The sequence below is a fragment of the Mesorhizobium sp. B2-8-1 genome (assembly GCF_006440955.1).
Classification (GTDB): domain Bacteria; phylum Pseudomonadota; class Alphaproteobacteria; order Rhizobiales; family Rhizobiaceae; genus Mesorhizobium.
In genome coordinates this window covers 55173-77267 of the sequence record NZ_VFTX01000003.1, presented here as the reverse complement: position 1 = coordinate 77267, position 22095 = coordinate 55173, and the positions used below count along the sequence as shown (strand labels likewise).

At 62.8% G+C, this 22095-nt stretch carries 27 protein-coding genes; 16 read left to right on the top strand and 11 right to left on the bottom strand.

Features of this window, described 5'->3' with window-relative positions; translation table 11 throughout:
• Positions 1-271: 271 nt before the first annotated feature.
• On the bottom strand, positions 272-1303 hold the full coding sequence (locus FJ428_RS08700) for a LacI family DNA-binding transcriptional regulator (protein WP_140563539.1): 1032 nt from the start codon (positions 1301-1303) through the stop codon (positions 272-274).
• 166 nt (positions 1304-1469) lie between these two features.
• On the opposite strand from FJ428_RS08700, the gene FJ428_RS08695 reads away from it, so the two are divergent.
• The 3 genes from FJ428_RS08695 to FJ428_RS08685 are packed head-to-tail and all read left to right on the top strand — an operon-like array spanning position 1470 to position 4162.
• Positions 1470-2567, top strand: a complete 1098-nt coding sequence (locus FJ428_RS08695) for a fatty acid desaturase family protein (RefSeq protein ID WP_140491229.1) — start codon at positions 1470-1472, stop codon at positions 2565-2567.
• 45 nt (positions 2568-2612) lie between these two features.
• Complete coding sequence (locus tag FJ428_RS08690) at positions 2613-2927, top strand: MocE family 2Fe-2S type ferredoxin (RefSeq protein ID WP_140662341.1); 315 nt, start codon at positions 2613-2615, stop codon at positions 2925-2927.
• Positions 2924-4162, top strand: a complete 1239-nt coding sequence (locus FJ428_RS08685) for an FAD-dependent oxidoreductase (protein ID WP_181167257.1) — start codon at positions 2924-2926, stop codon at positions 4160-4162. The genes FJ428_RS08690 and FJ428_RS08685 overlap by 4 nt, the downstream gene beginning before the upstream one ends.
• A 69-nt stretch (positions 4163-4231) precedes the next feature.
• Here the strand turns inward: FJ428_RS08685 and FJ428_RS08680 are convergent, their stop codons facing one another.
• The 5 genes from FJ428_RS08680 to hslV form a co-directional block, all read right to left on the bottom strand.
• Entirely contained in the window at positions 4232-5191 is a 960-nt protein-coding gene (locus FJ428_RS08680; protein WP_140676528.1) for a DUF1402 family protein, read from the bottom strand.
• A 163-nt stretch (positions 5192-5354) separates the two neighbouring features.
• A complete protein-coding gene (gene hslU, locus FJ428_RS08675; protein ID WP_140491221.1) occupies positions 5355-6665 on the bottom strand; it encodes an ATP-dependent protease ATPase subunit HslU in 1311 nt (436 codons plus the stop codon).
• Between the two features lie 4 nt (positions 6666-6669).
• Complete coding sequence (locus FJ428_RS08670) at positions 6670-7269, bottom strand: DUF2585 domain-containing protein (RefSeq protein ID WP_140491219.1); 600 nt, start codon at positions 7267-7269, stop codon at positions 6670-6672.
• 3 nt (positions 7270-7272) lie between these two features.
• Positions 7273-7806: a GNAT family N-acetyltransferase gene (locus FJ428_RS08665; protein WP_140524120.1), complete on the bottom strand. Its 534-nt coding sequence runs from the start codon at positions 7804-7806 to the stop codon at positions 7273-7275.
• 74 nt (positions 7807-7880) lie between these two features.
• Positions 7881-8432 (bottom strand): ATP-dependent protease subunit HslV, encoded by a 552-nt coding sequence (gene hslV, locus FJ428_RS08660; RefSeq protein ID WP_140524119.1) that lies wholly within the window; start codon positions 8430-8432, stop codon positions 7881-7883.
• Between the two features lie 213 nt (positions 8433-8645).
• Between hslV and hisB the strand changes: the two genes are divergently transcribed.
• The 3 genes from hisB to hisH are packed head-to-tail and all read left to right on the top strand — an operon-like array spanning position 8646 to position 10377.
• Positions 8646-9245, top strand: coding sequence for an imidazoleglycerol-phosphate dehydratase HisB (gene hisB / locus FJ428_RS08655; RefSeq protein ID WP_140879297.1), 600 nt, complete (start codon positions 8646-8648; stop codon positions 9243-9245).
• A 3-nt stretch (positions 9246-9248) separates the two neighbouring features.
• The gene (locus tag FJ428_RS08650; RefSeq protein ID WP_140524116.1) at positions 9249-9725 is read left to right on the top strand and encodes a DUF2628 domain-containing protein; all 477 of its coding nucleotides are present in this window, start codon (positions 9249-9251) and stop codon (positions 9723-9725) included.
• A 1-nt stretch (position 9726) separates the two neighbouring features.
• Positions 9727-10377: an imidazole glycerol phosphate synthase subunit HisH gene (gene hisH / locus FJ428_RS08645; protein ID WP_140561757.1), complete on the top strand. Its 651-nt coding sequence runs from the start codon at positions 9727-9729 to the stop codon at positions 10375-10377.
• On the opposite strand, the gene FJ428_RS08640 is transcribed toward hisH, so the two are convergent.
• Positions 10361-10654: a hypothetical protein gene (locus tag FJ428_RS08640; protein WP_140561760.1), complete on the bottom strand. Its 294-nt coding sequence runs from the start codon at positions 10652-10654 to the stop codon at positions 10361-10363. The genes hisH and FJ428_RS08640 overlap by 17 nt on opposite strands.
• 261 nt (positions 10655-10915) lie before the next feature.
• Between FJ428_RS08640 and hisA the strand changes: the two genes are divergently transcribed.
• From hisA to FJ428_RS08595, 9 genes are all read left to right on the top strand, one after another.
• A complete protein-coding gene (hisA, locus tag FJ428_RS08635; RefSeq protein ID WP_140561762.1) occupies positions 10916-11665 on the top strand; it encodes a 1-(5-phosphoribosyl)-5-[(5-phosphoribosylamino)methylideneamino]imidazole-4-carboxamide isomerase in 750 nt (249 codons plus the stop codon).
• The gene (locus FJ428_RS08630; RefSeq protein WP_140561765.1) at positions 11662-12498 is read left to right on the top strand and encodes an arginase family protein; all 837 of its coding nucleotides are present in this window, start codon (positions 11662-11664) and stop codon (positions 12496-12498) included. Before hisA ends, FJ428_RS08630 begins: the two co-directional genes overlap by 4 nt.
• The gene (gene hisF, locus FJ428_RS08625; RefSeq protein WP_181167275.1) at positions 12495-13289 is read left to right on the top strand and encodes an imidazole glycerol phosphate synthase subunit HisF; all 795 of its coding nucleotides are present in this window, start codon (positions 12495-12497) and stop codon (positions 13287-13289) included. Before FJ428_RS08630 ends, hisF begins: the two co-directional genes overlap by 4 nt.
• A gap of 33 nt (positions 13290-13322) precedes the next feature.
• Entirely contained in the window at positions 13323-13646 is a 324-nt protein-coding gene (locus tag FJ428_RS08620) for a phosphoribosyl-ATP diphosphatase (protein ID WP_140879295.1), read from the top strand.
• 23 nt (positions 13647-13669) lie between these two features.
• Positions 13670-14629 carry a type I pantothenate kinase gene (gene coaA / locus FJ428_RS08615; RefSeq protein WP_140491197.1) on the top strand — a complete coding sequence of 320 codons (960 nt, stop codon included), beginning with the start codon at positions 13670-13672 and terminating at the stop codon, positions 14627-14629.
• Positions 14630-14703: 74 nt separating this feature from the next.
• Entirely contained in the window at positions 14704-14925 is a 222-nt protein-coding gene (locus FJ428_RS08610; protein WP_140879294.1) for a hypothetical protein, read from the top strand.
• Positions 14925-15611, top strand: a complete 687-nt coding sequence (locus FJ428_RS08605) for a class I SAM-dependent methyltransferase (protein ID WP_140879293.1) — start codon at positions 14925-14927, stop codon at positions 15609-15611. The genes FJ428_RS08610 and FJ428_RS08605 overlap by 1 nt, the downstream gene beginning before the upstream one ends.
• Positions 15589-16026, top strand: coding sequence for a GtrA family protein (locus tag FJ428_RS08600; RefSeq protein WP_140879292.1), 438 nt, complete (start codon positions 15589-15591; stop codon positions 16024-16026). The genes FJ428_RS08605 and FJ428_RS08600 overlap by 23 nt, the downstream gene beginning before the upstream one ends.
• Positions 16023-17591: a hypothetical protein gene (locus FJ428_RS08595; protein ID WP_140879291.1), complete on the top strand. Its 1569-nt coding sequence runs from the start codon at positions 16023-16025 to the stop codon at positions 17589-17591. The genes FJ428_RS08600 and FJ428_RS08595 overlap by 4 nt, the downstream gene beginning before the upstream one ends.
• Here the strand turns inward: FJ428_RS08595 and FJ428_RS08590 are convergent.
• From FJ428_RS08590 to FJ428_RS08575, 4 genes are all read right to left on the bottom strand, one after another.
• The gene (locus tag FJ428_RS08590; RefSeq protein ID WP_140879290.1) at positions 17554-18171 is read right to left on the bottom strand and encodes an alpha-ketoglutarate-dependent dioxygenase AlkB; all 618 of its coding nucleotides are present in this window, start codon (positions 18169-18171) and stop codon (positions 17554-17556) included. The genes FJ428_RS08595 and FJ428_RS08590 overlap by 38 nt on opposite strands.
• Before the next feature lie 103 nt (positions 18172-18274).
• Positions 18275-18748 (bottom strand): peptidoglycan-binding protein LysM, encoded by a 474-nt coding sequence (gene lysM, locus FJ428_RS08585; RefSeq protein WP_140491191.1) that lies wholly within the window; start codon positions 18746-18748, stop codon positions 18275-18277.
• A gap of 89 nt (positions 18749-18837) precedes the next feature.
• Positions 18838-19275: an alternative ribosome rescue aminoacyl-tRNA hydrolase ArfB gene (gene arfB, locus FJ428_RS08580; protein WP_140491189.1), complete on the bottom strand. Its 438-nt coding sequence runs from the start codon at positions 19273-19275 to the stop codon at positions 18838-18840.
• A gap of 84 nt (positions 19276-19359) precedes the next feature.
• Entirely contained in the window at positions 19360-20970 is a 1611-nt protein-coding gene (locus tag FJ428_RS08575) for a phosphoenolpyruvate carboxykinase (protein ID WP_140879289.1), read from the bottom strand.
• A gap of 342 nt (positions 20971-21312) precedes the next feature.
• Between FJ428_RS08575 and FJ428_RS08570 the strand changes: the two genes are divergently transcribed.
• The gene (locus tag FJ428_RS08570; protein WP_010912942.1) at positions 21313-22014 is read left to right on the top strand and encodes a response regulator transcription factor; all 702 of its coding nucleotides are present in this window, start codon (positions 21313-21315) and stop codon (positions 22012-22014) included.
• The last annotated feature ends 81 nt before the right edge of the window (positions 22015-22095 follow it).

Here is a 22095-nt window from a genome sequence, read left to right as displayed (position 1 = left end):
CCGAACTGCCTGCTCGAACCAGATGTTGTCGGAACGAAAGAACCAAAATGTACAGTCAGTGAAATATTTATTCCATTTCGGATCGGGGCGTCAAGGGAGATTCCGAATCCGGGCGTGCGATTTTCGGCTGCCTCTGATGGATTCTATCATTTCAGGCGGCCGGTTTGCGGCAGACCGGGCTGCCCGAGGGTTTTATCGTTTCATGGAAACGCCCTACCTTCCGTCCTGACGCGACCTGGACGGAAAACCGCTGCGCATTCCTGAAATGGCTTCAGATGTTTTCCGGCAAATAGATGTCGAAGGGGAGGAATGTCTGGCCCGGCGCATTGGCCGCGCCAGTTTCGATGGCATGCGCCATCCGATCGACGAGCTCGCGACAGAGCGCGGCAAGCGGCGTCGAGATCACCATCGTCAGGATGTTGTCGGCAAGCGCGGCGCGCGATTCGGCGTTGATCTCGTTGCAGACGACCACCGGCATGCTTGCGGGCTTCGCTGTCCGCAGCGCCGAGACGGCGCCCTCCATGCCGCCGCCGGCGACGTAGCAGCCGACAAGATCCGGATATCGCCCCAGAAGATCGATCGTCGCATCATGGGTCACCTGGTTGGCCTCCAGATTGACCAGCGTCTCCAGCACGTTGAAGTCCGGCGCATGCTCGCGAAAGAAGGAGCGGAAGCCGATCTCACGCAGCTCATGGCCGTGGAAGCGATGGCTGCCGACAAAAAGGGCGACCTTGCCGGGCTTCCTCGCAGCCTTCGAGATCATCCAGGCGGCGGTGCGGCCGACCTTGCGGTTGTCGAGCCCGACATAGCCTTCGCGGATGCCGGCGGCGAAGTCGGACAGCAGGGAGAAGACCGGCTGCCCCCTGGCCTTTAGCGCCTCCACGACCGCCGTCAGCGTCGGATGATCAGGGCCGACCACGGCGATCGCCCGCGATTTCGCCGCCAGCCTGCGCGTCTGGGCGGCGATCTCATCCGGGGCCAGGGAACTGGCGAAATCGATGGTTGCGACGCCACGGAAGCGCTGCGATTGTGCGACCGCGAGTTCGAGTTCCCGCGCGAAATCGCCATAGAAAACGTCATTGCCCCGAAGCAGCAGGAAACCCAGCCGATACTCGGGCAATTCCTGGCGCATACGCTGCTTGATCAGGCCTGCGGCGTGATAGCCGATCTCGGTCGCGGCGTCATAGACGCGGCGCGCCGTTTCCTCGCGCACAGGCAGGCGGCTGTTGAGCACCCGGTCCACCGTGGCGACGCTGACGCCGGAGATGCGCGCCAGATCTGATATGGTCGGCCGTTTCGCCATGTCTGTCCTCATTTGACCGTGCATCTTTCCTACATCTTGATGATAGGAAATGATAGAAACTATCTTTATGATGTTGAGTCTATCATGAGCTGGCGTTATTTTCAGCCTCGAAGTCAGGAAATGTCGGGCATTCGCGTGGCGGATGCCCTTGCCGAGGGAGGCAACCATGCATGCTGCGCCGTCCCGGCGTGACTACAGCCTGATCGGCCGCGACGCCAGGCTGGCCGTCGAGACCGGCCTGTCGGCGGCCGAATGGTATCACACCGACATTCCCCGCAAGCAGATGAAGGAGCTGATGCAGCGCTCCGACGCGCCCGCGCTCCGCGACACGGCGATCTGGATCGCCGCGCTCATCGTCAGCGGCGCCGGCGGTGCCTGGTTCTGGGGCACCTGGTGGTGCGTGCCGTTCTTCTTCGCCTATGGCGTGCTCTACGGCTCGTCCACGGATTCCCGCTGGCACGAATGCGGCCATGGTACGGCCTTCCGCACGCAGTGGATGAATGATTGGGTCTATCAGGTCGCCTGCTTCATGATCATGCGCAACCCGGTGACCTGGCGCTGGAGCCACACGCGCCATCACACCGACACCATCATCGTCGGCCGCGATCCGGAAATCTCGGTCATGCGGCCGCCGGACCTGGTGCGCGCCATCCTCGGCTTTGTCGGCGTGCTCGACGCCTGGCATGCGATGTCAGACATGCTGCGCAACGCCGCCGGCAACATCAGCGCGGCCGAAAAGACCTTTATTCCCGAGCAGGAACAGCCGAAAGCGATCCGCATTGCACGCATCTGGACCGCAATCTATGCCGCTACCATCGCGCTGGCGCTCTATACCGGCTCGTTCCTGCCCTTGATGCTGGTCGGCCTGCCCCGGCTCTACGGCGCCTGGCACCACGTCATGGTCGGCCTGCTGCAGCATGGCGGCCTTGCCGACAACGTCACCGACCATCGGCTGAACAGCCGCACCGTCTACATGAACCCGATCAGCCGTTTCATCTATTGGAACATGAACTACCACGTCGAGCATCATATGTTCCCGATGGTGCCCTACCATGCGCTGCCGAAGCTGCATGAACTGATCAAGCACGATTTGCCGGCGCCGACGCCGTCGATCCTGGCCGGCTATCGCGAGATGCTGCCTGTCTTCTGGCGCCAGTTGCGCAACGAGGATTATTTCCTCAAGCGCGAGCTGCCGCCAACGGCCAGGCCGTATCGCGAGGATTTGCACAACGACAATGCTGCCTTCAACGCCGCGGCGGAGTGATATCCGCCCGTGAGGCGCGATCGGGAAATTTCGCGGGAGAAATGTATGAGCGACTGGGTCGAGGCCTGTGCAGTGGGAGACATCGACGAAGAAGATGTGATGCGGTTCGATCACGGCGGCCGCAGCTACGCCATCTATCGCAGCCCCGATGACGAGTATTTCGCCACCGACGGCCTGTGCACGCACGAAAAGGTGCATCTCGCCGACGGGCTTGTCATGGACGAGATCATCGAATGTCCCAAGCACAATGGCCGCTTCAACTACAAGACAGGCCAGGCCAAGGGCGCGCCGGCCTGCGTCAATCTCAGGACCTATCCGGTCAAGGTCGACGCCGGCAGCGTCCTCGTCCAGATCGGATGACCGGTATGACGCGCGGAATGGTCATCATCGGCGCCGGGGAATGCGGCGGCCGGGCAGCGCTTGCATTGCGTGACCTCGGCTATGAGGGACCAGTGACGCTGGTCGGCGACGAGCCGCATCTGCCCTATGAACGGCCGCCTCTGTCCAAGGACGCCATGGCCGGCGGCGCGCCCGAGATCAAGGCGATCGCCAGCGACGAGATCCTCGCCGAAAAGTCGATCCGGCATATCCATTCCATTCAGGCTGCAGCGATCGATCGCGCCGCGCATACTGTGCGCCTGTCGGACGGCTCGATGCTGCCCTACGACAAGCTGCTGCTGGCGACCGGCTCGACGCCGCGCAAACTGCCGATGCCCGGCCTTGGCGGGCGCTGCGTCTACCTCCGCACCTTCGTCGATGCGCTGGCTATCCGCGCCCATCTCAAGGCGGGCAACCGCATTGCCGTCATCGGCGGCGGCTTCATCGGGCTCGAGCTCGCCGCGGCGGCCCGCAAGCTCGGTGCTGCGGTCACCGTCATCGAGGCGCAGCCGCGCATCCTGATGCGCGGCGTACCGGCCGAGATCGCCAAGGTCGTCCATGACACCCACGTCGCCGAAGGCGTCGACATAGCGTGCGGCGAAGGCATTGCCTTGATCGCCGACGACGGCAGGCAGGTGCGCATCGCGCTTGCCGGCGGCCGCGAAATCCTCTCCGATCTCGCCATCATCGGCATCGGCGCCGTGCCGGTAACGGGGCTGGCCGCCGAAGCGGGACTGGCCATCGACAACGGCATATCAGTCGATGCGCAATTGCGCAGCAGCGATCCCGACATCTTCGCTGCCGGCGACTGCTGCTCGTTCCCGCTTGCCATCTATGCTGGCCGCCGCGTGCGGCTGGAGGCCTGGCGCAATGCGCAGGAGCAGGGCGCGCTGGCGGCAAAAAACATGCTCGGCGCCGCCGAGGCACATGCGGCGGTGCCGTGGTTCTGGTCGGATCAATATGGCCTGTCCCTGCAGATCGCAGGGCTTTCCGATGAAGGCCGCAGCACGGTGCGTCGCGATCTCGGCGAGGAGGCCTTCATCCTCTTTCACCTTGCCGAGGACGGCAGGCTGGTGGCGGCCAGCGGCATCGGGCCGGGCAATGCGGTCGCCCGCGATATCAGGCTGGCGGAGATGCTGATCGGCAAACGGGCGAGGCCGGCGCCGGAAGCGCTCGGTTCGCAGGCGGTGAAATTGAAGTCGCTGCTGGCGGCGTAGGATGCAACGCCAATTGTCAGGGTCTGCGGCGCAGGCGTTGGCAAATTAACGTCAGCGCGCCTGAGCTCCCTAAAACAGCGCCTTCAGCTCCGGTAGTTTGTCATTGACCAGCCAGCCGTAATAATTCTCCTCCGGCAGCTTCACCGGCTCGCCGGCGGCGCTGCGCTTGTCGTTCTCCGCCTTCAGCGCATAGGCGCGTTGCTCGGGATTGCCGACATTGTAGAGCGTGGCGGTCAGGCCCGGATTGCCCGAAATGTCGAAGCCGGCGATGCTCTTATAGGCGTCGATCGATTTCCGGATCGTCGCGGCAACGTAGGGCAGCGTCAGGTCGGGATCCATGATGGTCTTGTAGACCGCATTGGGATCGCCGACGTCGAGCTTGGGCAGGCCGGAAACCTTGTGCACGAGATCGCTCATCTGGAGCGCGGTCAGCGGATTGAGCTGGCCGAGACCAAAGGTCTGGCCGGCATAGTAAGGCTGGAAGAAAGTGGCGCCGAAACGGTCGTTGGGGAAATCCTCGCCGCCGACGGTCTTGCCGCGGAACGAACGGTTCCACACCTGCTCGCGGCATTCCCACAAATCGTAACTGTCGGACATTCCGGCGCATTTCCTGAATTCCGGCCGCTGCACGAAATCCGTGATGTCCTCGCCGTCATAGGCGAAGGACAGCTTGCTGGAGAGATAGGAGATCGCCTTGACGTAGTAGGTCTGCAGCCGGTCGTAGGCGTCGACATTGTAGGTGTGCTCGCCGACGATGGCGCCGACAATGTGCATTGGATCGATGCCGTAGACGCTTGCCGCCTTCTTGATCTTGCCGCGCAGGTCGGCGTCGTTCTGCAGCAGCGCATAGACCTTGCGGTATTTTGCCTGGAACGTGGTGTTGGTGGCCTGCGTGCGCCGGCTCGAGGCTCCCGGAATGCTGGGCTGCTCGGCATTGCGGTTTCCCGGCGGCACCAGGGTTGCCGCGTCGGCGCCGAACAGCGTTGCCGCCAGCGTCAAGCCGAGAATGACTGGGATGAGTTTTTTCATGCGCCCCGCCGCCTAGAGAATTGCCGCGCAAACTAGGTAAAGCTCCTGGTCGAGTCGAGAGCGGCCCTGCGCTCGGCAGAACGAAAGGTGGCCGAATGATACCATCCGGCCACACATGATCCATTCGCCCGACAGGCGCCGGAACGATCCGGCGCGCGCCTGCTCAAAGAATGAAGCGCGACAGATCGGTGTTCCTCGACAAGTCGCCGACATGTTTCTCCACATAGGCGGCGTCGATGGTCACCGCAGTGCCGTTGCGGTCCGGCGCGTCGTAGGAGATCTCGTCCAGCACGCGCTCCATCACCGTCTGCAAACGCCTCGCGCCGATGTTCTCGACGCTGGCGTTGAGGTCGACGGCGATGCCGGCCAGCGAATCGATGGCGTCGTCGGTGAAGTTCAGGTCGACGCCTTCGGTCTTCATCAGCGCGATATACTGCTTGATGAGGCTCGCTTCCGTCTCGGTCAGGATGCGGACGAAGTCCTCTTTCTCCAGCGCGCGCAATTCGACGCGGATCGGCAGGCGGCCCTGCAGCTCTGGCAAAAGGTCGGACGGCTTCGAGACGTGGAACGCACCCGATGCGATGAACAGGATGTGATCCGTCTTCAACGGCCCATATTTGGTCGCCACCGTGGTGCCTTCGACCAGCGGCAGCAAGTCGCGCTGCACGCCTTCGCGCGAAGGGCCGCCGGAGATGTCCGACCGGGCCGCAATCTTGTCGATCTCGTCGAGGAAGACGATGCCGTCATTTTCCGCGGCGTCCAGCGCCCGGCGAACCACCTCGTCCTGGTCGAGCAGCTTGTCGGACTCGTCGTTGACCAGCAGGTCGTAGGATTCCTTCACCGTCGTCTTGCGCAATTTGGTCTTCTTGCCGCCCATTGCCTTGGACAGCATGTCGTTGATATTGAGCACGCCGATATTGGCGCCCGGCATGCCGGGAATCTCGAAGCCGGGCATGCCGCCATTGCCGGTGTCGGCCACTTCGATCTCGATCTCCTTGTCGTCGAGTTCGCCCTCGCGCAGCTTCTTGCGGAAAGAATCGCGTGTGGCAGGGCTGGCGGTCTTGCCGACCAGCGCTTCCAGCACGCGTTCCTCGGCGTTGACATGGGCGCGCGCCTTGACGTCCTCACGCATCTTCTCGCGCACCAGGCCGATGGCGACCTCGACGAGGTCGCGCACGATCTGCTCGACATCGCGGCCGACATAGCCGACCTCGGTGAATTTGGTTGCCTCGACCTTGACGAAGGGCGCACCGGCCAGCCGCGCCAGGCGGCGCGAGATTTCGGTCTTGCCGACGCCGGTCGGCCCGATCATGAGAATGTTCTTCGGCATCACCTCTTCGCGCATCTGGCCTTCCAGCTGCTGGCGGCGCCAGCGGTTGCGCAAGGCGATGGCCACGGCACGCTTGGCGTCCTTTTGGCCGATGATGAAGCGGTCGAGTTCCGAAACGATTTCGCGGGGAGAAAATGTGCTCATATCACTAAATTCCACTTTGCCACTGCTTGATGGCCTCGAACGGATGCAGCAGCATGATCACGTTGAGTGTCAGATTGTCCCGGATAAGGTAGCCCGTACCCAGTTCGAAAAGGATGGCGAGGCTGACGATCACCCATATAGGTAGCCTTCGCGCCATCACAAATCCCAGCACCATGGCCAGCGTGTCCGACACCGAATTGATGATGCTGTCGCCGTAATAGTCGAGCGAGATGGTGCCGGCGCGGTAGCGCTCTATGATGAACGGGCTGTTCTCGATCAGCTCCCAGCCGCCTTCTATGAAGACGGCGAAAGCCAGCCGCAAGCCGACCGGCGAACGCGGAAACAGGAACCTGGCCAGCGCATAGAACAGGAAGCCGTGGATGATATGCGAGAACGTGTACCAGTCCGATATATGCTGGGAATTTTCGGAACTGTTCACCACGCCGTGCCAGAGCTTGACATAGCCGCAGGTGCAGATCGGCGGATGCCCCATGCCATAGAGGGCTCCAGCCTGGAAGATGACCAGGGCGAGCACGAGCAGAAGCCCCATCCGCCAGCTGTCTTCATAGGCCGAGAGCGTTCTGTCCTCGCCAACTGCGTTCATCCGTCAGTTCCCCGCTTCCGTGTCGCCCGCTTGCCTCTCGTGCGCATCGATTGCCATCAGCAAGACGTCGCCATATCTGGATTGCCGGCGATCAATTGCGCGGAATCCCGCCTTTTCATAGGCGCGGATGGCGCGGCCATTGGATGGGTCGGGATCGATGATGACGCGCGGCACGCCTTCCTCGAATAACTGCTCGACGAACTGGCGCACCATCGCCGAGCCATGGCCGATGCCGACCAGTTCCGGCCGGCCGATCGACAGGTCGATGCCGAGCGTCCCGAACGGCTGGTCGGCATAAGGGTGGTCTTCTTCCAGGTGTGGATCGTAGCTTTGCAGGTAAGCGATCGGCGTGCCGTCGAGTTCCACGATCAGCGGCTCGACGGAAATCGAATCGATATGATCGCGAATCTCGGCGATTTCCGTCTCTGGATCGTCCCACCACTGAGCGACATGCGGTTCGGCGAGCCAGCCGGCGATCATCGGCAGGTCCTTCTGGGTCACCGGCCGAAAATCGTAGCTATGTTCGTGTCTTTCCATGATCTTCTCCGAAGCCGGCCTCCATTTTTCGCTTGCGCGGTCTTTCGGATCGGGATCATGGACGCCGGCCTGTTTCAGGCGGCATCGAGTGTTTCGACGACGAAATTGTTGTTGGTGTAGACGCAGATGTCGGAGGCGATCTGCATCGCCTTGCGCGCGATCTCCTCGGCATCCTTGTCGCTGTCCATCAAGGCGCGGGCCGCAGCCAGCGCATAGTTGCCGCCTGAACCGATGGCCATGACGCCATGCTCGGGTTCGAGCACGTCGCCGGTGCCGGTCAGCGCCAGCGAGACCGACTTGTCGGCCACCAGCATCATCGCTTCCAGCCGGCGCAGATAGCGGTCGGTGCGCCAGTCCTTGGCGAGTTCGACGCAGGCGCGCGTCAACTGGTCGGGATATTGTTCGAGCTTGGCTTCGAGCCGCTCCAGAAGCGTGAAGGCGTCCGCCGTGGCACCGGCGAAACCGGCGATCACGTTTCCGCCCTTGCCGATGCGGCGCACCTTTCTCGCGTTGCCCTTCATGATGGTCTGGCCAAGGCTGACCTGGCCGTCGCCGGCGATCACCACCTTGTTGCCCTTGCGCACCGTCACGATAGTCGTGGCGTGCATGGTCAGTTCATTGGACATTTGCTGCTCCGATTCGCGCCATCCCTCAAAAGGCGATCGGCGCGGTACGAGTGACTTTGATCGGCCCATATGTATGCATGGGGGCGGTGATTGCAAACGCTCGATACCGGCCTGGATCGCAACTGGCAATCGCCGGATCATGCTGCTAGAAGGCTTTCGTTTTCAAGCAGGCGAACGCCTGAAGCGCTTAAACTCACGGACAAGGACAAGGCCATGTCGCCCCGTTCAGCCGAAATCAGCCGCAAGACCAGGGAAACCGACATTGCCGTGTCGGTCCATGTCGACGGCTCCGGCAAATCGGACATCGTGACCGGCGTCGGCTTCTTCGATCATATGCTCGACCAGCTTTCGCGCCATTCGCTGATCGACATGACCGTTCGGGCCAGGGGCGACCTGCACATAGACGACCACCACACGGTCGAGGACACCGGCATCGCGCTCGGCCAGGCGCTGGCCAAGGCGCTGGGCGAGCGGCGCGGCATCATGCGCTATGCCTCGATCGATCTTGCCATGGACGAGACGCTGACGCGCGCGGCGATCGATGTCTCTGGCCGTCCCTTCCTGGTGTGGAACGTTTCGTTTTCCTCGCCCAAGATCGGCACCTTCGACACCGAGCTGGTGCGCGAATTCTTCCAGGCGCTGGCACAGAACGCTGGCATCACGTTGCATGTCACCAATCACTATGGCGCCAACAACCACCACATCACCGAAACCTGCTTCAAGGCGGTGGCGCGTGCGCTGCGGGCAGCGCTGGAGCGCGACCCGCGCCAGCCGGACGCGGTTCCCTCAACCAAGGGATCGTTGAAGGGATAGGTCATGGCCAGCTATGTCGTGATGGAACCGCCAGGCCCTGGCGAAAAAGCCGATGCGACGGCCCTTGTCCGCGACGGCTTCACCTGGCTCGGCCTGCTGGTGCCGCCGCTGTGGTTCGCCTGGCATCGGCTGTGGATCGAAGCGGCACTCACCTTCATTGTCATGGCGGTGCTTTCGATGCTTGGCGAAAGGCTCGGTCTCGGGTTGGCTGGTTCGCTGCTGTCCCTGCTTGTCTCGCTCTATGTCGGCTTGGAAGGGCAGGCGCTGCGCATCGCGGCGCTCCGCCGCCGCGGCTGGCGCGAATGGGGGGTGGTCGAAGCCGGTTGGCTCGACGATGCCGATGCGCGCTTTGCCCTGGAGGCCGAGCGGCATGCGGATGGAGCCGAGCCTGTGCCGCGCATGGTGCCGGACGCCGCCCTGGCGCGCCCGGCGCAGCCGGGCATGGCGCTGGGGCTGACCCACATTCCGGGAAGACGCTGACATGCGCGTTGCGATCATCGATTACGGCTCGGGCAATTTGCGCTCGGCCACCAAGGCCTTCGAGCGCGCGGCGCGCGAGGCGGGCATCGCCGCCGGCATTGATCTGACGGCCGACGCCGAGCGGGTGCGCACGGCCGACCGCATCGTGCTGCCCGGCGTCGGCGCCTATGCCGATTGCGCCGCCGGACTGCGTGCTGTCCCCGGCATGTGGGAAGCTGTCGAGGAAGTCGCCATCGCCAAGGGGCGTCCATTCCTCGGCATCTGCGTCGGCATGCAGCTGATGTCCCAGCGGGGCCTCGAAAAGACGATCACCGATGGCTTTGGCTGGATATCAGGTGACGTGAAGGAGATCACGCCGGCCGATCCGGCACTCAAAATCCCGCAGATCGGCTGGAACACGATCGAGCTGATGCGCAAGCATCCGCTGTTCTCCGGCATTCCCACCGGGCCAACCGGTCTGCACGCCTATTTCGTCCATTCCTATCATCTCGATGCGCGCAAGCCCGACGAGGTGCTGGCGGTCGCCGACTATGGCGGCCCGGTAACGGCGACCGTCGCCCGCGACAATCTCGTCGGCACGCAGTTCCACCCAGAGAAGAGCCAGGCGCTCGGCCTGGCTCTGATAACTAACTTCCTCAAGTGGAAGCCCTAAACTCCAATGTCATCTGCCCATTTTCCGGTTTGGCTACTCGCTGATAGCGAGGTCGGTGGACTTCAAATCTGCCCGCGACACCTATGTTTGGTAGCAGGCGGCTAAAGAGACGAGTTGCCTTGAACCGAGTTCCCTTATGTTCCTGTTCTTCCCAAACTTCATACAAACGACGGGGGTCTACATCAAACCGTGCTGCGATGTTGCGGGTCTTCCATTCGCAAGCACGCAGCACCCAGGCTTTGATTGCTTCCGTTTCATCCAAATTGGCAACAGCCATCACTCTTCTCCTTGGGAGGAAAAACGAAGTGCCGGCCAAAGAAGGAATGTTGACGCAGAATCTGCGATGTGCAATCTGCACACCTGTAGGGACAATCCTATCGCCTTCGGCACTTCAAGTGGTGAAGGCTCAAAAAGCCGGGCCGCTAACCCGGCTTTTTGATGTGGCGAATCGACTCTTAAGGACGACTCCTAAAAGAGTCCAGCGCGCAACCATATCCTCAGTTCCAGTTTTGTTCTTTTTGGGGATAAGTGCAAGAAAATGATCCTGTTTCCGGCAATCGACCTCAAGGATGGCCAGTGCGTGCGCCTTAAGCACGGCGACATGGCGACCGCGACCATCTACAACGACGACCCGGCCGCCCAGGCAAAGGCATTTGAAGAACAGGGCTTCGAATGGCTGCATGTCGTCGACCTTAACGGCGCGTTTCGGGGTCAGAGCGTCAACAGCGCCGCGGTCGGCGCCGTCCTCAAGGCGACCAAGAACCCGGTGCAGCTCGGCGGCGGCATCCGCACGCTCGAGCAGATCGAGGACTGGCTCGACCGAGGGCTGGCCCGCGTCATCCTCGGCACAGTTGCGGTGCGCGATCCCGACCTGGTCAGGCAGGCCTGCAAGGCCTTTCCGGGCAAGGTCGCCGTCGGCATCGACGCCAAGGGCGGCAAGGTGGCGGTCGAAGGCTGGGCCGAGGCGTCGAGCCTCGGCGTCGTCGAACTGGCCAGGAAATTCGAGGGCGCCGGCGTCGCCGCCATCATCTACACCGACATCGACCGCGATGGCGTGCTGACCGGCATCAACTGGGATGCCACGATCAGCCTCGCCGACGCCGTGTCGATCCCGGTCATCGCCTCTGGAGGCCTCGCCTCGATCGCCGACATCGTGCGCATGACCATGCCCGACGCGCAAAAGCTCGAAGGCGCGATCTCCGGCCGCGCCCTTTACGACGGCCGCATCGATCCGGCCGAAGCATTGGCGATCCTGAAAGGCGCGCCCCCGGTGGAGATGCGATCTTGAAAGTCTCGATCATCCTGGCCTCCTATGACAGCGGCCATTATCATGGCGGCATGGGGCAGGGGCCGGACGCGCTGATTGCGGGCGGACTGGTCGAAGCCCTGACCATGGCCGGCCACGATGTCGCGGTCGAGGATATCGGCAGGGTCGGCGAGATTCAGGAACGCGAGATCGCCACCGGCTTCGCCGTCTGCAACGCCGTCTCTGGCGAGGTCCGCATCGCCCGCGACAGGGGACGCTTTCCCATCGTGCTCGCCGGAAACTGCCTGACATCAGCCGGCGCCGTCGCCGGCGAGGGCGCGGACGCGATCATCTGGGCCGACCAGCATGGCGACCTCAACACGCCCGAGACATCCACATATGGCTTTCTCGACGGCATGGCGCTGGCCACCGTGCTTGGCCTGTGCTGGCGCCCGATGGCGGCGGCAATTCCCGGCTTCCAGCCGATCGATCCGTCGCGCTGCGTGCTCGTCAACGCTCGCGATCTCGACCCGGACGAGAAACAGCTTCTGGAGGCATTGCCGGTGATCCGCACGGAATGTCCGGGAGCGGCAGCGGCAACCGAAAAACTCAAGGCCGCCGGCGCTAAACGCGTGCACTTGCATCTCGATCTCGACGTGCACGACCCTGAGGCGCTGCAGGCCAACCGCTATGTAGCGCCGGGCGGGCCGAACCCGGAACAATTGCGCGACGCGACCTGCGCTATGGCGCTTGCGGTGCCGATCGTCGGCATCACCGTTTCCGCCTACGATCCGGCTTTCGATGCGCAGGCCGATGTGCCGCCGCTGGTCGGGCAGCTGCTCAACGATCTCATAGCCACGATAGAAGGCCGCTGATGCTGAAAGCCCGCGTCATCCCCTGTCTCGACGTCAAGGGCGGCCGCGTCGTCAAGGGCGTCAACTTCGTCGATCTCGTCGATGCCGGCGACCCGGTCGAGGCCGCCAAGGCCTATGACGCGGCCGGCGCCGACGAGCTTTGCTTCCTCGACATTACCGCGTCATCGGACAATCGCGAGACCATCTTCGATGTCGTCGCCCGCACGGCCGAGCAATGCTTCATGCCGCTCACCGTCGGCGGCGGGGTGCGCCAGGTCGCCGATATCCGGAAATTGCTCCTGGCCGGCGCCGACAAGGTGTCGATCAACACGGCAGCGGTGAAGAACCCGGATTTCGTCGCCGAGGCCGCCGACAAGTTCGGCAACCAGTGCATCGTCGTCGCCATCGACGCCAAGAAAGTGTCAAGCGCCGGCGAGGCCGACCGCTGGGAGATCTTCACCCATGGCGGACGGGAGAAAACCGGCATGGATGCGGTCGAATTCGCCCGCAAAATGGTCGATCGCGGTGCCGGCGAGATCCTGTTGACCTCTATGGACCGCGACGGCACCAAGGCCGGTTATGACATCGCGCTGACCCGCGCGGTATCGGACGCGGTGCGCGCCCCGGTGATCGCTTCGGGCGGCGTCGGCACGCTCGACCATATGGTCGAAGGCATCCGCGACGGCCATGCAGGTGCCGTGCTGGCGGCCTCCATCTTCCATTTCGGCACCTATACGATCGCCGAGGCCAAGGCCCATATGGCGCAAGCCGGCCTGCCGATGCGGCTGGACTCCTCGGGCGATCGGCCCTAGAGGCTTGCGGCTAAGAAATAGGGCCAAGGCGCCATGACTGAGTTTTCACTCTCCGACCTGGAGACAATCGTCAGCGAACGCGCCCATTCCGGCGATCCGGACTCGTGGACCGCCAAGCTTTACGCGCGCGGCATTGAGAAGGCGGCGCAGAAGCTCGGCGAAGAGGCGGTCGAGACGGTCATTGCCGCCATCAAGGGCGACAAACAGGCGCTCGTTTCGGAAAGTGCCGATCTTATATATCATTGGCTCGTCGTTCTCGGCATTTCGGGTGTGCCGTTGGACGACGTGCTTAGGGAGCTCGAAAGCCGCACCGGGCGTTCGGGTATCGCCGAGAAGGCGTCACGGTCCAAGCGCTGACCGCGAGGAGGGCAGGAATCTCGATGGATCAGCTCGCACCGACCGAGAAATATTCCCCTTTTCGTTTCTTCTCGGCCGAGCAATGGTCGCAATTCCGCGCCGACACGCCGCTGACGCTGAGCGAGGATGAATTCCGCCGCCTGCGGTCGCTGAACGATCCAATCGATCTCGAAGAGGTCAAGCGCATCTATTTGTCGCTGTCGCGGCTTCTGTCGGCCCATGTCGAGGCCAGCCAACTGCTGTTCCGGCAGCGCCAGGCTTTCTTCAACGCCTCGGACGTGGTCAAGACGCCCTTCATCATCGGCATCGCCGGTTCGGTCGCGGTCGGCAAATCGACCACGGCGCGCGTACTGAAGGAGCTGCTCGCGCGCTGGCCGTCCAGCCCCAAGGTCGATCTCATCACCACCGACGGTTTCCTGTTGCCCAACGAGGTGCTGCGCCGCGAAAACCTGATGGAGCGCAAGGGCTTTCCCGACAGCTACGACGTCGGCGCGCTGCTGCGCTTCCTCTCGGGCATCAAGTCGGCGCTGCCAGATATCCGCGCGCCGGTCTATTCGCACCTCACCTATGACGTCATCCCCGGCGAGTTCGTCACCATCGACCGGCCCGACATCCTGATCTTCGAGGGCATCAATGTGCTGCAGCCGGGCAAGCTGCCGCAGGACGGCAAGATCGTGCCTTTCCTGTCTGACTTCTTCGACTTCGCCATCTACATCGATGCCGACGAGAAGCTGATCCACGAATGGTACATTTCCCGCTTCATGCGGCTGCGCGAGACCGCTTTCCGCAATCCGGAATCGTTCTTCCATCGCTATTCGCAACTGTCGGAGGATTCGGCACGGGCGATTGCCGAAGGCCTGTGGACCAACATCAACCTGAAGAACCTGCGCGAAAACATCCTGCCGACACGCGCCCGCGCCGACTTGATTCTGCGCAAAGGCGCCGACCACCTGGTCGAGGAAGTGGCGCTCAGGAAGCTGTGACGACGCGGTTAACGGCACCTTAGGCAATCCCGATTAGCTTTCATGGCAGTTCCAGCGGGTGTCGGGAGCAACCGGTGATCAACGCGAGCACCACTGCGGGTCGAGAGGCCCTGGTTTATTCCCTTGTTATTCCGATCTTCAATGAGGGAGCGGTCCTTCCGCTGCTCGTCCGGCGCATTGCTACACTGCTCGATGCCTTGCACGCTCGCGCGGAGGATCCGCCTGAGGTGGTGCTCGATCTCGTCGAGAGCCGAAACACCTGGGCCCAGATGACGCGCGATCGAAGGTTTGCCTGATGGCCGAACTGTTCGACCAATACCGCGCCACCTACAACACGACGGTCGATGACTCGATCAGCTTCTCCGGGTTGAAACACGACTTCTTCCTGCAGGCCAAAGTGGCGCCGCTTGCCCGGCTGATCGCCGAGCGTGGCATCGGCAAAGGCCCCGTTCGGGCGCTCGACGTCGGCTGCGGCGTCGGAGCTTTACATCCCTATGTGAAGCCGCTCTTTTCCGAGCTCCACGGCTGCGATATCTCGACCGAATCCGTCGCGCGGGCACGTGAGGAAAATCCCTCGGTCACGTACGCCGCCTACCCCGGCCCCCGCCTGCCTTACGCGGACGGCGCGTTCGATCTCGCCTTCGCGGTTTGCGTTGCCCACCATGTGCCTCCCGAACAGTGGCCGGGCTTCTTTGCCGAGATGCGACGCGTCGTCCGGCGCGGTGGCGTCGTCTGCGTGATCGAGCACAATCCCTATAATCCGCTGACGCGACTGGCCGTGCTTCGCTGTCCGTTCGACGAAGATGCCGTCCTGATCAGCCAGCGCAAGGCCGGGCGCCTGCTGCAGGCAGCCGGCCTCACAGACATCGAAGGCGGCCATTTTCTGATGTTTCCTTTCGCCAATTCCGTCGCGCGCAAGGTTGAAGGCTGGCTTTCCCAGCTGCCGCTAGGAGCGCAATATGTGTGCAGCGGCCGTGTTTGACATCGGGGTGGGGCCGAGGCTGGCAAAACGGCCAGCGCGCTTCCTGATCATCGGTCTCGGCGCCACCCTCATCTATGCGGTCCTTGCGACAATGTTGTCGACGGGCGAGACGGCGTTGATGCGACCCGCCGCCGGCTCGGTGCTGTCCTATGCGGTTGCCGCCGCCTTCTCCTATGCGGGGCACAAATATTTCACCTTTGTCTCCGACGGGGCGCATCGCTTCGAGGCACCGCGCTTTGTCGTTCTGACCCTCGTGGGCTTGGCCGTGTCGTTGATCCTGCCCGCGCTGTTGTCGGGGCTGCTTGACCTCTCGGCGCAGGTCCCAATCGTGGCGACATGCATCCTCATCCCGCTCGTCAACTATGTCGTGCTTCGCCACTGGGTGTTCGCCGCCGCACGGAGCGATCCGGAATGAGTGCGATCGAGAACCAATCCCTTTCCCACACCCGCGGCTTCGGCGGTCAGGCCGAGCGGCTATGGCCGCTTGTTCTTGCGGCCATCGTTCTTGCGGCTGCCGTGCCCTGGCAGATGCGCTGGGGTGTCATACCCGACACCAGTTGGGCAATCACCATGTCCGAACGGGTGCTTGCCGGCTCACGGCTCTATATTGATCTCTTCGAGGTCAATCCGCCCTTTACGCCGTGGATGTTCATGCCGGCCGTGGCCCTGGCGCATGCTCTCGGCATTTCGCCGGAAGTAGTCATTCATTTCTATGTCTATGCGATCTGCCTGCTGGGGCTAGGCTTTGCCGCGCGGATCGCCAGATTGGCCGGCTTTGCCGAGAACCATGTGCTGTTCTCGATGTTGCCGCTGTTTTTGGCGCTGCTGGTCATTCTTCCCGGCAACGCTTTCAGCGAGCGGGAGCATCTGGGCGTCGCCCTGTTTCTGCCGTCGCTGGTGCTGGCGGCCTGGCGCGCCGCGCCGACAGGAGGACGCACGCCGAGCTTGCCGATCGCGGTACTGGCCGGCCTTTCCGGCAGCGTCATGGTGCTGGTGAAACCTTATTATGCGCTGATGGTGCTGGTTCCGGCGCTTTACGTGGCCTGGCGGCGCCGGTCGATCTGGTTGCTCTTCTGCATCGAATACTGGGTGATTGGATTGGTCTGTGTCGCTTATCTCGCCGCCGTGCTGTACTTCTATCCAGAGTTCCTGAATGCCATCTACCCGGTGCTGGCCGACACTTATATGCGCCTGGGGGTCGCGCAAGCGCTGTTGGTCAAATATGCTCCGGCCTATCTCATCGCCGTTTACATGCTACGCTTGCTTCGGCCCGGTCTCGCCTTGTCGCCGCTGATCATGGTGTTCGTCCTGGCGTCACTGGCGGCCACCGTGCCTCTCGTCTACCAAGCCAAGGCCTGGCCTTATCATGCATTCCCTGCGATCTGCCTGATGGCGGGAGCGTTACTGCTCAGAGCCATCCAGATCGACCCCGCGAAACAATCCCCATCGGGCACGGGTATGAGGTCGGCTCGCATGCTTTTGCTTGCCGCCGCCATTCTGGCCAATGCTGTTCCCTTCTGGCCCAGCCAGAAACCCGGTGCCGATTTCGTCGCCACGATAAAGGCCGCGGTGGACCATCCGACGGTCGCACTCATAGGCTCGGACATTGCCGCGGGCCATCCACTGACGCGGATGGTCGGCGGGAGCTGGATCTCGAGTTACTGCAGCGATTGGCTCGGGGCATTTGCTATCTATTTCGCGAAGGTCGAGGCGCAAAGCAGCAATCAGACGGCGGCCGAACACTACAAGCAGATCACCGATCGATACATCGACGCCAAGCTCGCCGAACTCGAAACCAACCAGCCATCGCTGGTGATTGTGCAGAAACCGGACATCTTGTGGTTGACCGAGCTTTCCGGCCGGCAAGATTTCGTCCGCTTCATGCAAGGTTATCGGCAGATCGCCGAGGACGACACGTTGAGGGTCCTTCTTCGCGAAGACGCTAGCCGCCCCTCGTCACCCGCCGCAGCGTCAGATTGATCCTGCCGCCATTTTTCAGCAGCGCCGAGGTCGAGGGGTAGATGCGGTCGACGCCGTGAAAGCAGAGGCGTCCTTCGCCGCCGAGCACGACGACGTCGCCGCTCTTCAGCCGGAACGACCGGGTCGCCCCCTCGCGCGTCGTCTGGCCGACCCTGAACAGGCAGTCGTCGCCCAGCGAGACCGAGACGACGGGTGCTGAGAAATCCTCCTCGTCGCGGTCCTGATGCAGACCCATCTTCGCATCCGGCGCGTAGAAATTGACCAGGCATGCCTGCGGCGGATGCGGGTAGGCCGAGACCTCTCGCCATAACCGCATCAGCACATCCGGGATCGGCGGCCACGGCGTCCCTGTCACGGGGTGCGTCGGCTGGTAGCGATAGCCGCGTTCCTTGTCGGTGACCCAGCCGAGCGGGCCGCAATTGGTCATGCGCACGCTCATTTCCTTGCCGGTGCGCGGCATGGCCGGCACGAATAGCGGCGCCTGCTGGACGATGCCTCTCACATCCTCCACCAGCGCCTCCTGCACGTCGCGGGACAGATAGGCCGGCATGTGGCGGACGCCCTTGGGCAGAACGAGCATGAGGTCGGTCGCTAGCTCCGTTTCGTCGGTTCGAGCATGCCATCTGAAAATGAAAACGGCGACCCGAAAGCCGCCGTTCCCGAAAAATTCGCGTCTCCCTTGATCAGGTGAGGTCTGGAATGCGCAGGACCTGCCCCGGATAGATCTTGTCGGGATGGGTCAGCATCGGCTTGTTGGCCTCGAAGATGACCGTGTTCTTGGCGCCCTTGCCCTTGCCATAGCTTTTCTCGGCGATCTTCCAGAGATTGTCGCCCTTCTGGACGGTGTAGAAGGTCGGTTCCTTGGCCGCGGCCGCCGCCGAACCGGAGGCCGGCGCGACCTGCAACTCGTCCGCCTGCACCTTGGAGACGCCTAGCGTGTTGCCGACGGCGATGACCGCCTTTTCGAAAACCGACTGGTCCTTGACCACGCCCTTCAGCACCGCCGTGTCGCCCTGGACGACGACCTGCACGCCGTCGGTACCGAGCTTGTGCGAATCGAGTTCTTTCTTGAGCGTATCGGCGCTGGGTGCCGCTTCCTCGTCACCGCCTATGCCGAGCTTTTTGCCGACGCTCTTGACGAAATCGAACATACCCATCTCCAGGTCTCCTTGCTGTGGCAATGAGTAAACCTTGCATCTGCAAAGCGAAATTGAAAGCGGGTTCACGCGCGCGATTGGTGTGTTGCTTAATCGTTCTCTACCCGGCCGCGCAGTTTCTTGATGGTGCCGCGTCCGGCCTTGCTCTTCAGCCGCCGTTCGACCGCGCCTTTCGACGGTCTCGTCTTCTTGCGCGGCGGCGGTGGCGGCTCGGCCGCCTTGGCGACCAGCGCCGTCAGCCGCGCCCGTGCATCCGCCCGGTTCTGCTCCTGCGTGCGGAAGCGTCCGGCTTCGATGACGATGACGCCGTCCTTGGTGGCGCGCTGGCCGGCAAGCCTGATCGTGCGTTCGCGCACGCGCTCCGACAGGCCGGGTGCGTTGCGTGCATCGAAGCGCAGCTGCACCGCCGTCGCCACCTTGTTGACGTTCTGCCCGCCGGGGCCGGAGGAGCGGATGAAATCCTCGTGCAGATCACCCGGATGGATCACGGCATCGTCGGCAATGATGATTGTGTCGTCGCTGGTCATGCCGCAGTCATGGCGCGGCGCACGAAAAAAGAAAAGGCCCGATCGGGACCGGGCCTTGCGAGGATGGCTGAGCCTGGCGGGCGATTATTCCGCCGCTTCCCGCATGTGCGGCGCCGCGCCGAGGACGGAGGCGTCGACATGGTTTTCGAACTTCTCGAAATTGACGGCGAACATGCCGACCAGCCTTGCCGCTTGCCGGTCATAAGCGGATTTGTCGGCCCAGGTCGATCGCGGGTCGAGGATGGCGGCGTCGACGCCCGGCACCGCCACCGGCACCTCGAAACCGAAATTGGCGTCGGTACGGAAACCGGTCGTCTTCAGAGAGCCGTCGAGTGCCGCGGCAAGCAGCGCGCGCGTCGCCTTGATCGGCATCCGCCTGCCTGTGCCGTAGGCGCCGCCAGTCCAGCCGGTGTTGACCAGCCAGCAATCGGCACCGTGCTGTGCGATCAGCTCGCGCAGCAGATTGCCATATTCCGAGGGATGGCGCGGCATGAACGGCGCGCCGAAACAGGTCGAGAACGTCGCTTCGGGCTCGGTCACGCCCTTCTCCGTTCCGGCCACCTTGGCCGTGTAGCCGGACAGGAAATGATACATCGCCTGCGCCGGGGTCAGTCGTGCGATCGGCGGCATCACGCCGAAAGCGTCGGCGGTCAGCATGATGATGTTCCGGGGATGGCCGGCGCGCCCCGTCTTGCTGGCATTGGGTATGAAGTCGAGCGGATAGGCGCAGCGCGTGTTCTCGGTGAGCCGGCCGTCGTCGAAATCCGGCACGCCATGGGCGTCGAGAACGACGTTCTCCAGCACCGTGCCGAAGCGCTGCGTGGTGGCGAAAATCTCAGGCTCCGCTTCCGCCGACAGCTTGATGGTCTTGGCATAGCAGCCGCCTTCGAAATTGAAGATGCCGTGCGGCCCCCAGCCGTGCTCGTCGTCGCCGATCAGCGTGCGCGACGGATCGGCCGACAGCGTCGTCTTGCCGGTGCCCGACAGGCCGAAGAAAATCGCGGCGTCGCCGCCAGGGCCCTCATTGGCCGAGCAGTGCATCGGCATCACGCCCTTGGCCGGCAGCAGGTAGTTCAGCATTGTGAACACCGATTTCTTCATCTCGCCGGCATAGGAAGTGCCCCCGATCAGGACGATCTTGCGGGTGAGGTCGACGGCGATCACGGTTTCGGTGCGGGTGCCGTGGCGGGCGGGGTCGGCGCGGAAGGAGGGCAGGTCGATGATCGTCATCTCGGGCACGAAATGGTCGAGCTCCGCAGCTTCCGGACGGATCAGCAGGTTGCGGATGAACAGCGAATGCCAGGCAAACTCGGTGATGACCCTGGTGGGCAGCTTCAGCTCATGGTCTGCGCCGCCGACAAGGTCCTGCACGTAGAGATCCTTGTCCGCGGCGTGCGCCCGGAACTCTTCGAGCAGCGTCTCGAACTGGTCCGGCGAGATCGCCTTGTTGTTGTCCCACCAGATGTCATTCTCGGTGGCGCCGTCGCGGACGACGAACTTGTCCTTGGGCGAACGGCCGGTGTGCTGGCCTGTTTCGGCGACCAGCGCGCCATGTGCGGTCAGCCGCGCTTCGCCGCGCCTGATTGATTCCTCGTAGAGGGCGGGCGCCCCGAAATTGTAGCGCACCAGGCCAGAGGTTCTGAGACCGATACGATCGATCGCGCAGGCAGGATTGCGTTTGCCGACTTCCGACATGGATGACCCTTCTCCGATTTGCGCATCTTTGCCGGCGCCTTTCCGGCACGCCCACTACGCGAGCTTAGATGGTCAGAACCAGAAAAGCCGAATGATATCAAATCATTAATCGATTTAAATATTTTGAAAGTTGTTTAAATCGTTTATATGTGCAAAAAGTTTCGTGGTTGCCCAAAGGATTGGCGGCGCTGGTTCGTCCAATCCATATCGAGGTGCGATCGTGGCCGCCGGCATGCCGCCCGTGACAGCGGCGAAGGCCTATGCCACATTTTGTACCTAATTTGTCCTGCAAAAGCCCCTTCTCTACCAAAGAAGGGACAGCTCATGAGGGAGCCGCTTGAAATGGCAACAATCGCGCTTGTCGATGACGACCGCAACATTCTGACCTCGGTGTCGATCGCCCTCGAATCGGAAGGCTATCGCGTCGAAACCTACACGGATGGTGCGTCCGCGCTGGAAGGCCTGGCGGCGCGCCCGCCGAATCTCGCCATCCTCGACATCAAGATGCCGCGCATGGACGGCATGGAACTCTTGCGCCGGATGCGCCAGAAATCCGACCTGCCGGTCATCTTCCTGACCTCCAAGGACGACGAGATCGACGAGCTGTTCGGCCTCAAGATGGGCGCCGACGACTTCATCCGCAAACCCTTCTCGCAGCGTTTGCTGGTCGAGCGGGTGCGCGCGGTGTTGCGTCGTGCCAGCGCCCGTGAGGCCGCGGCAAAAGCGCCCAGCCAGCAGGCGCGCTCGCTCGAGCGCGGCCAGCTCGTCATGGACCAGGAACGCCACACGTGCACCTGGAAAGGCGAACCGGTGACGCTCACCGTCACCGAATTCCTGATCCTGCATTCGCTGGCACAGCGCCCCGGCGTCGTAAAAAGTCGTGATGCGCTGATGGATTCGGCTTATGATGAGCAGGTCTATGTTGACGACCGTACCATCGACAGCCACATCAAGCGGCTGCGCAAGAAGTTCAAGGCCGTCGACGACGACTTCGAGATGATCGAAACCCTTTACGGAGTCGGATACCGGTTCCGCGAGGCGTGAATAGGCGGGTAGACAATAGGGAATAGTCGGTAGTCAGTTTTGAATGGTGCGAGCGGCCACCCGTGCATCGCCGCGATCTCA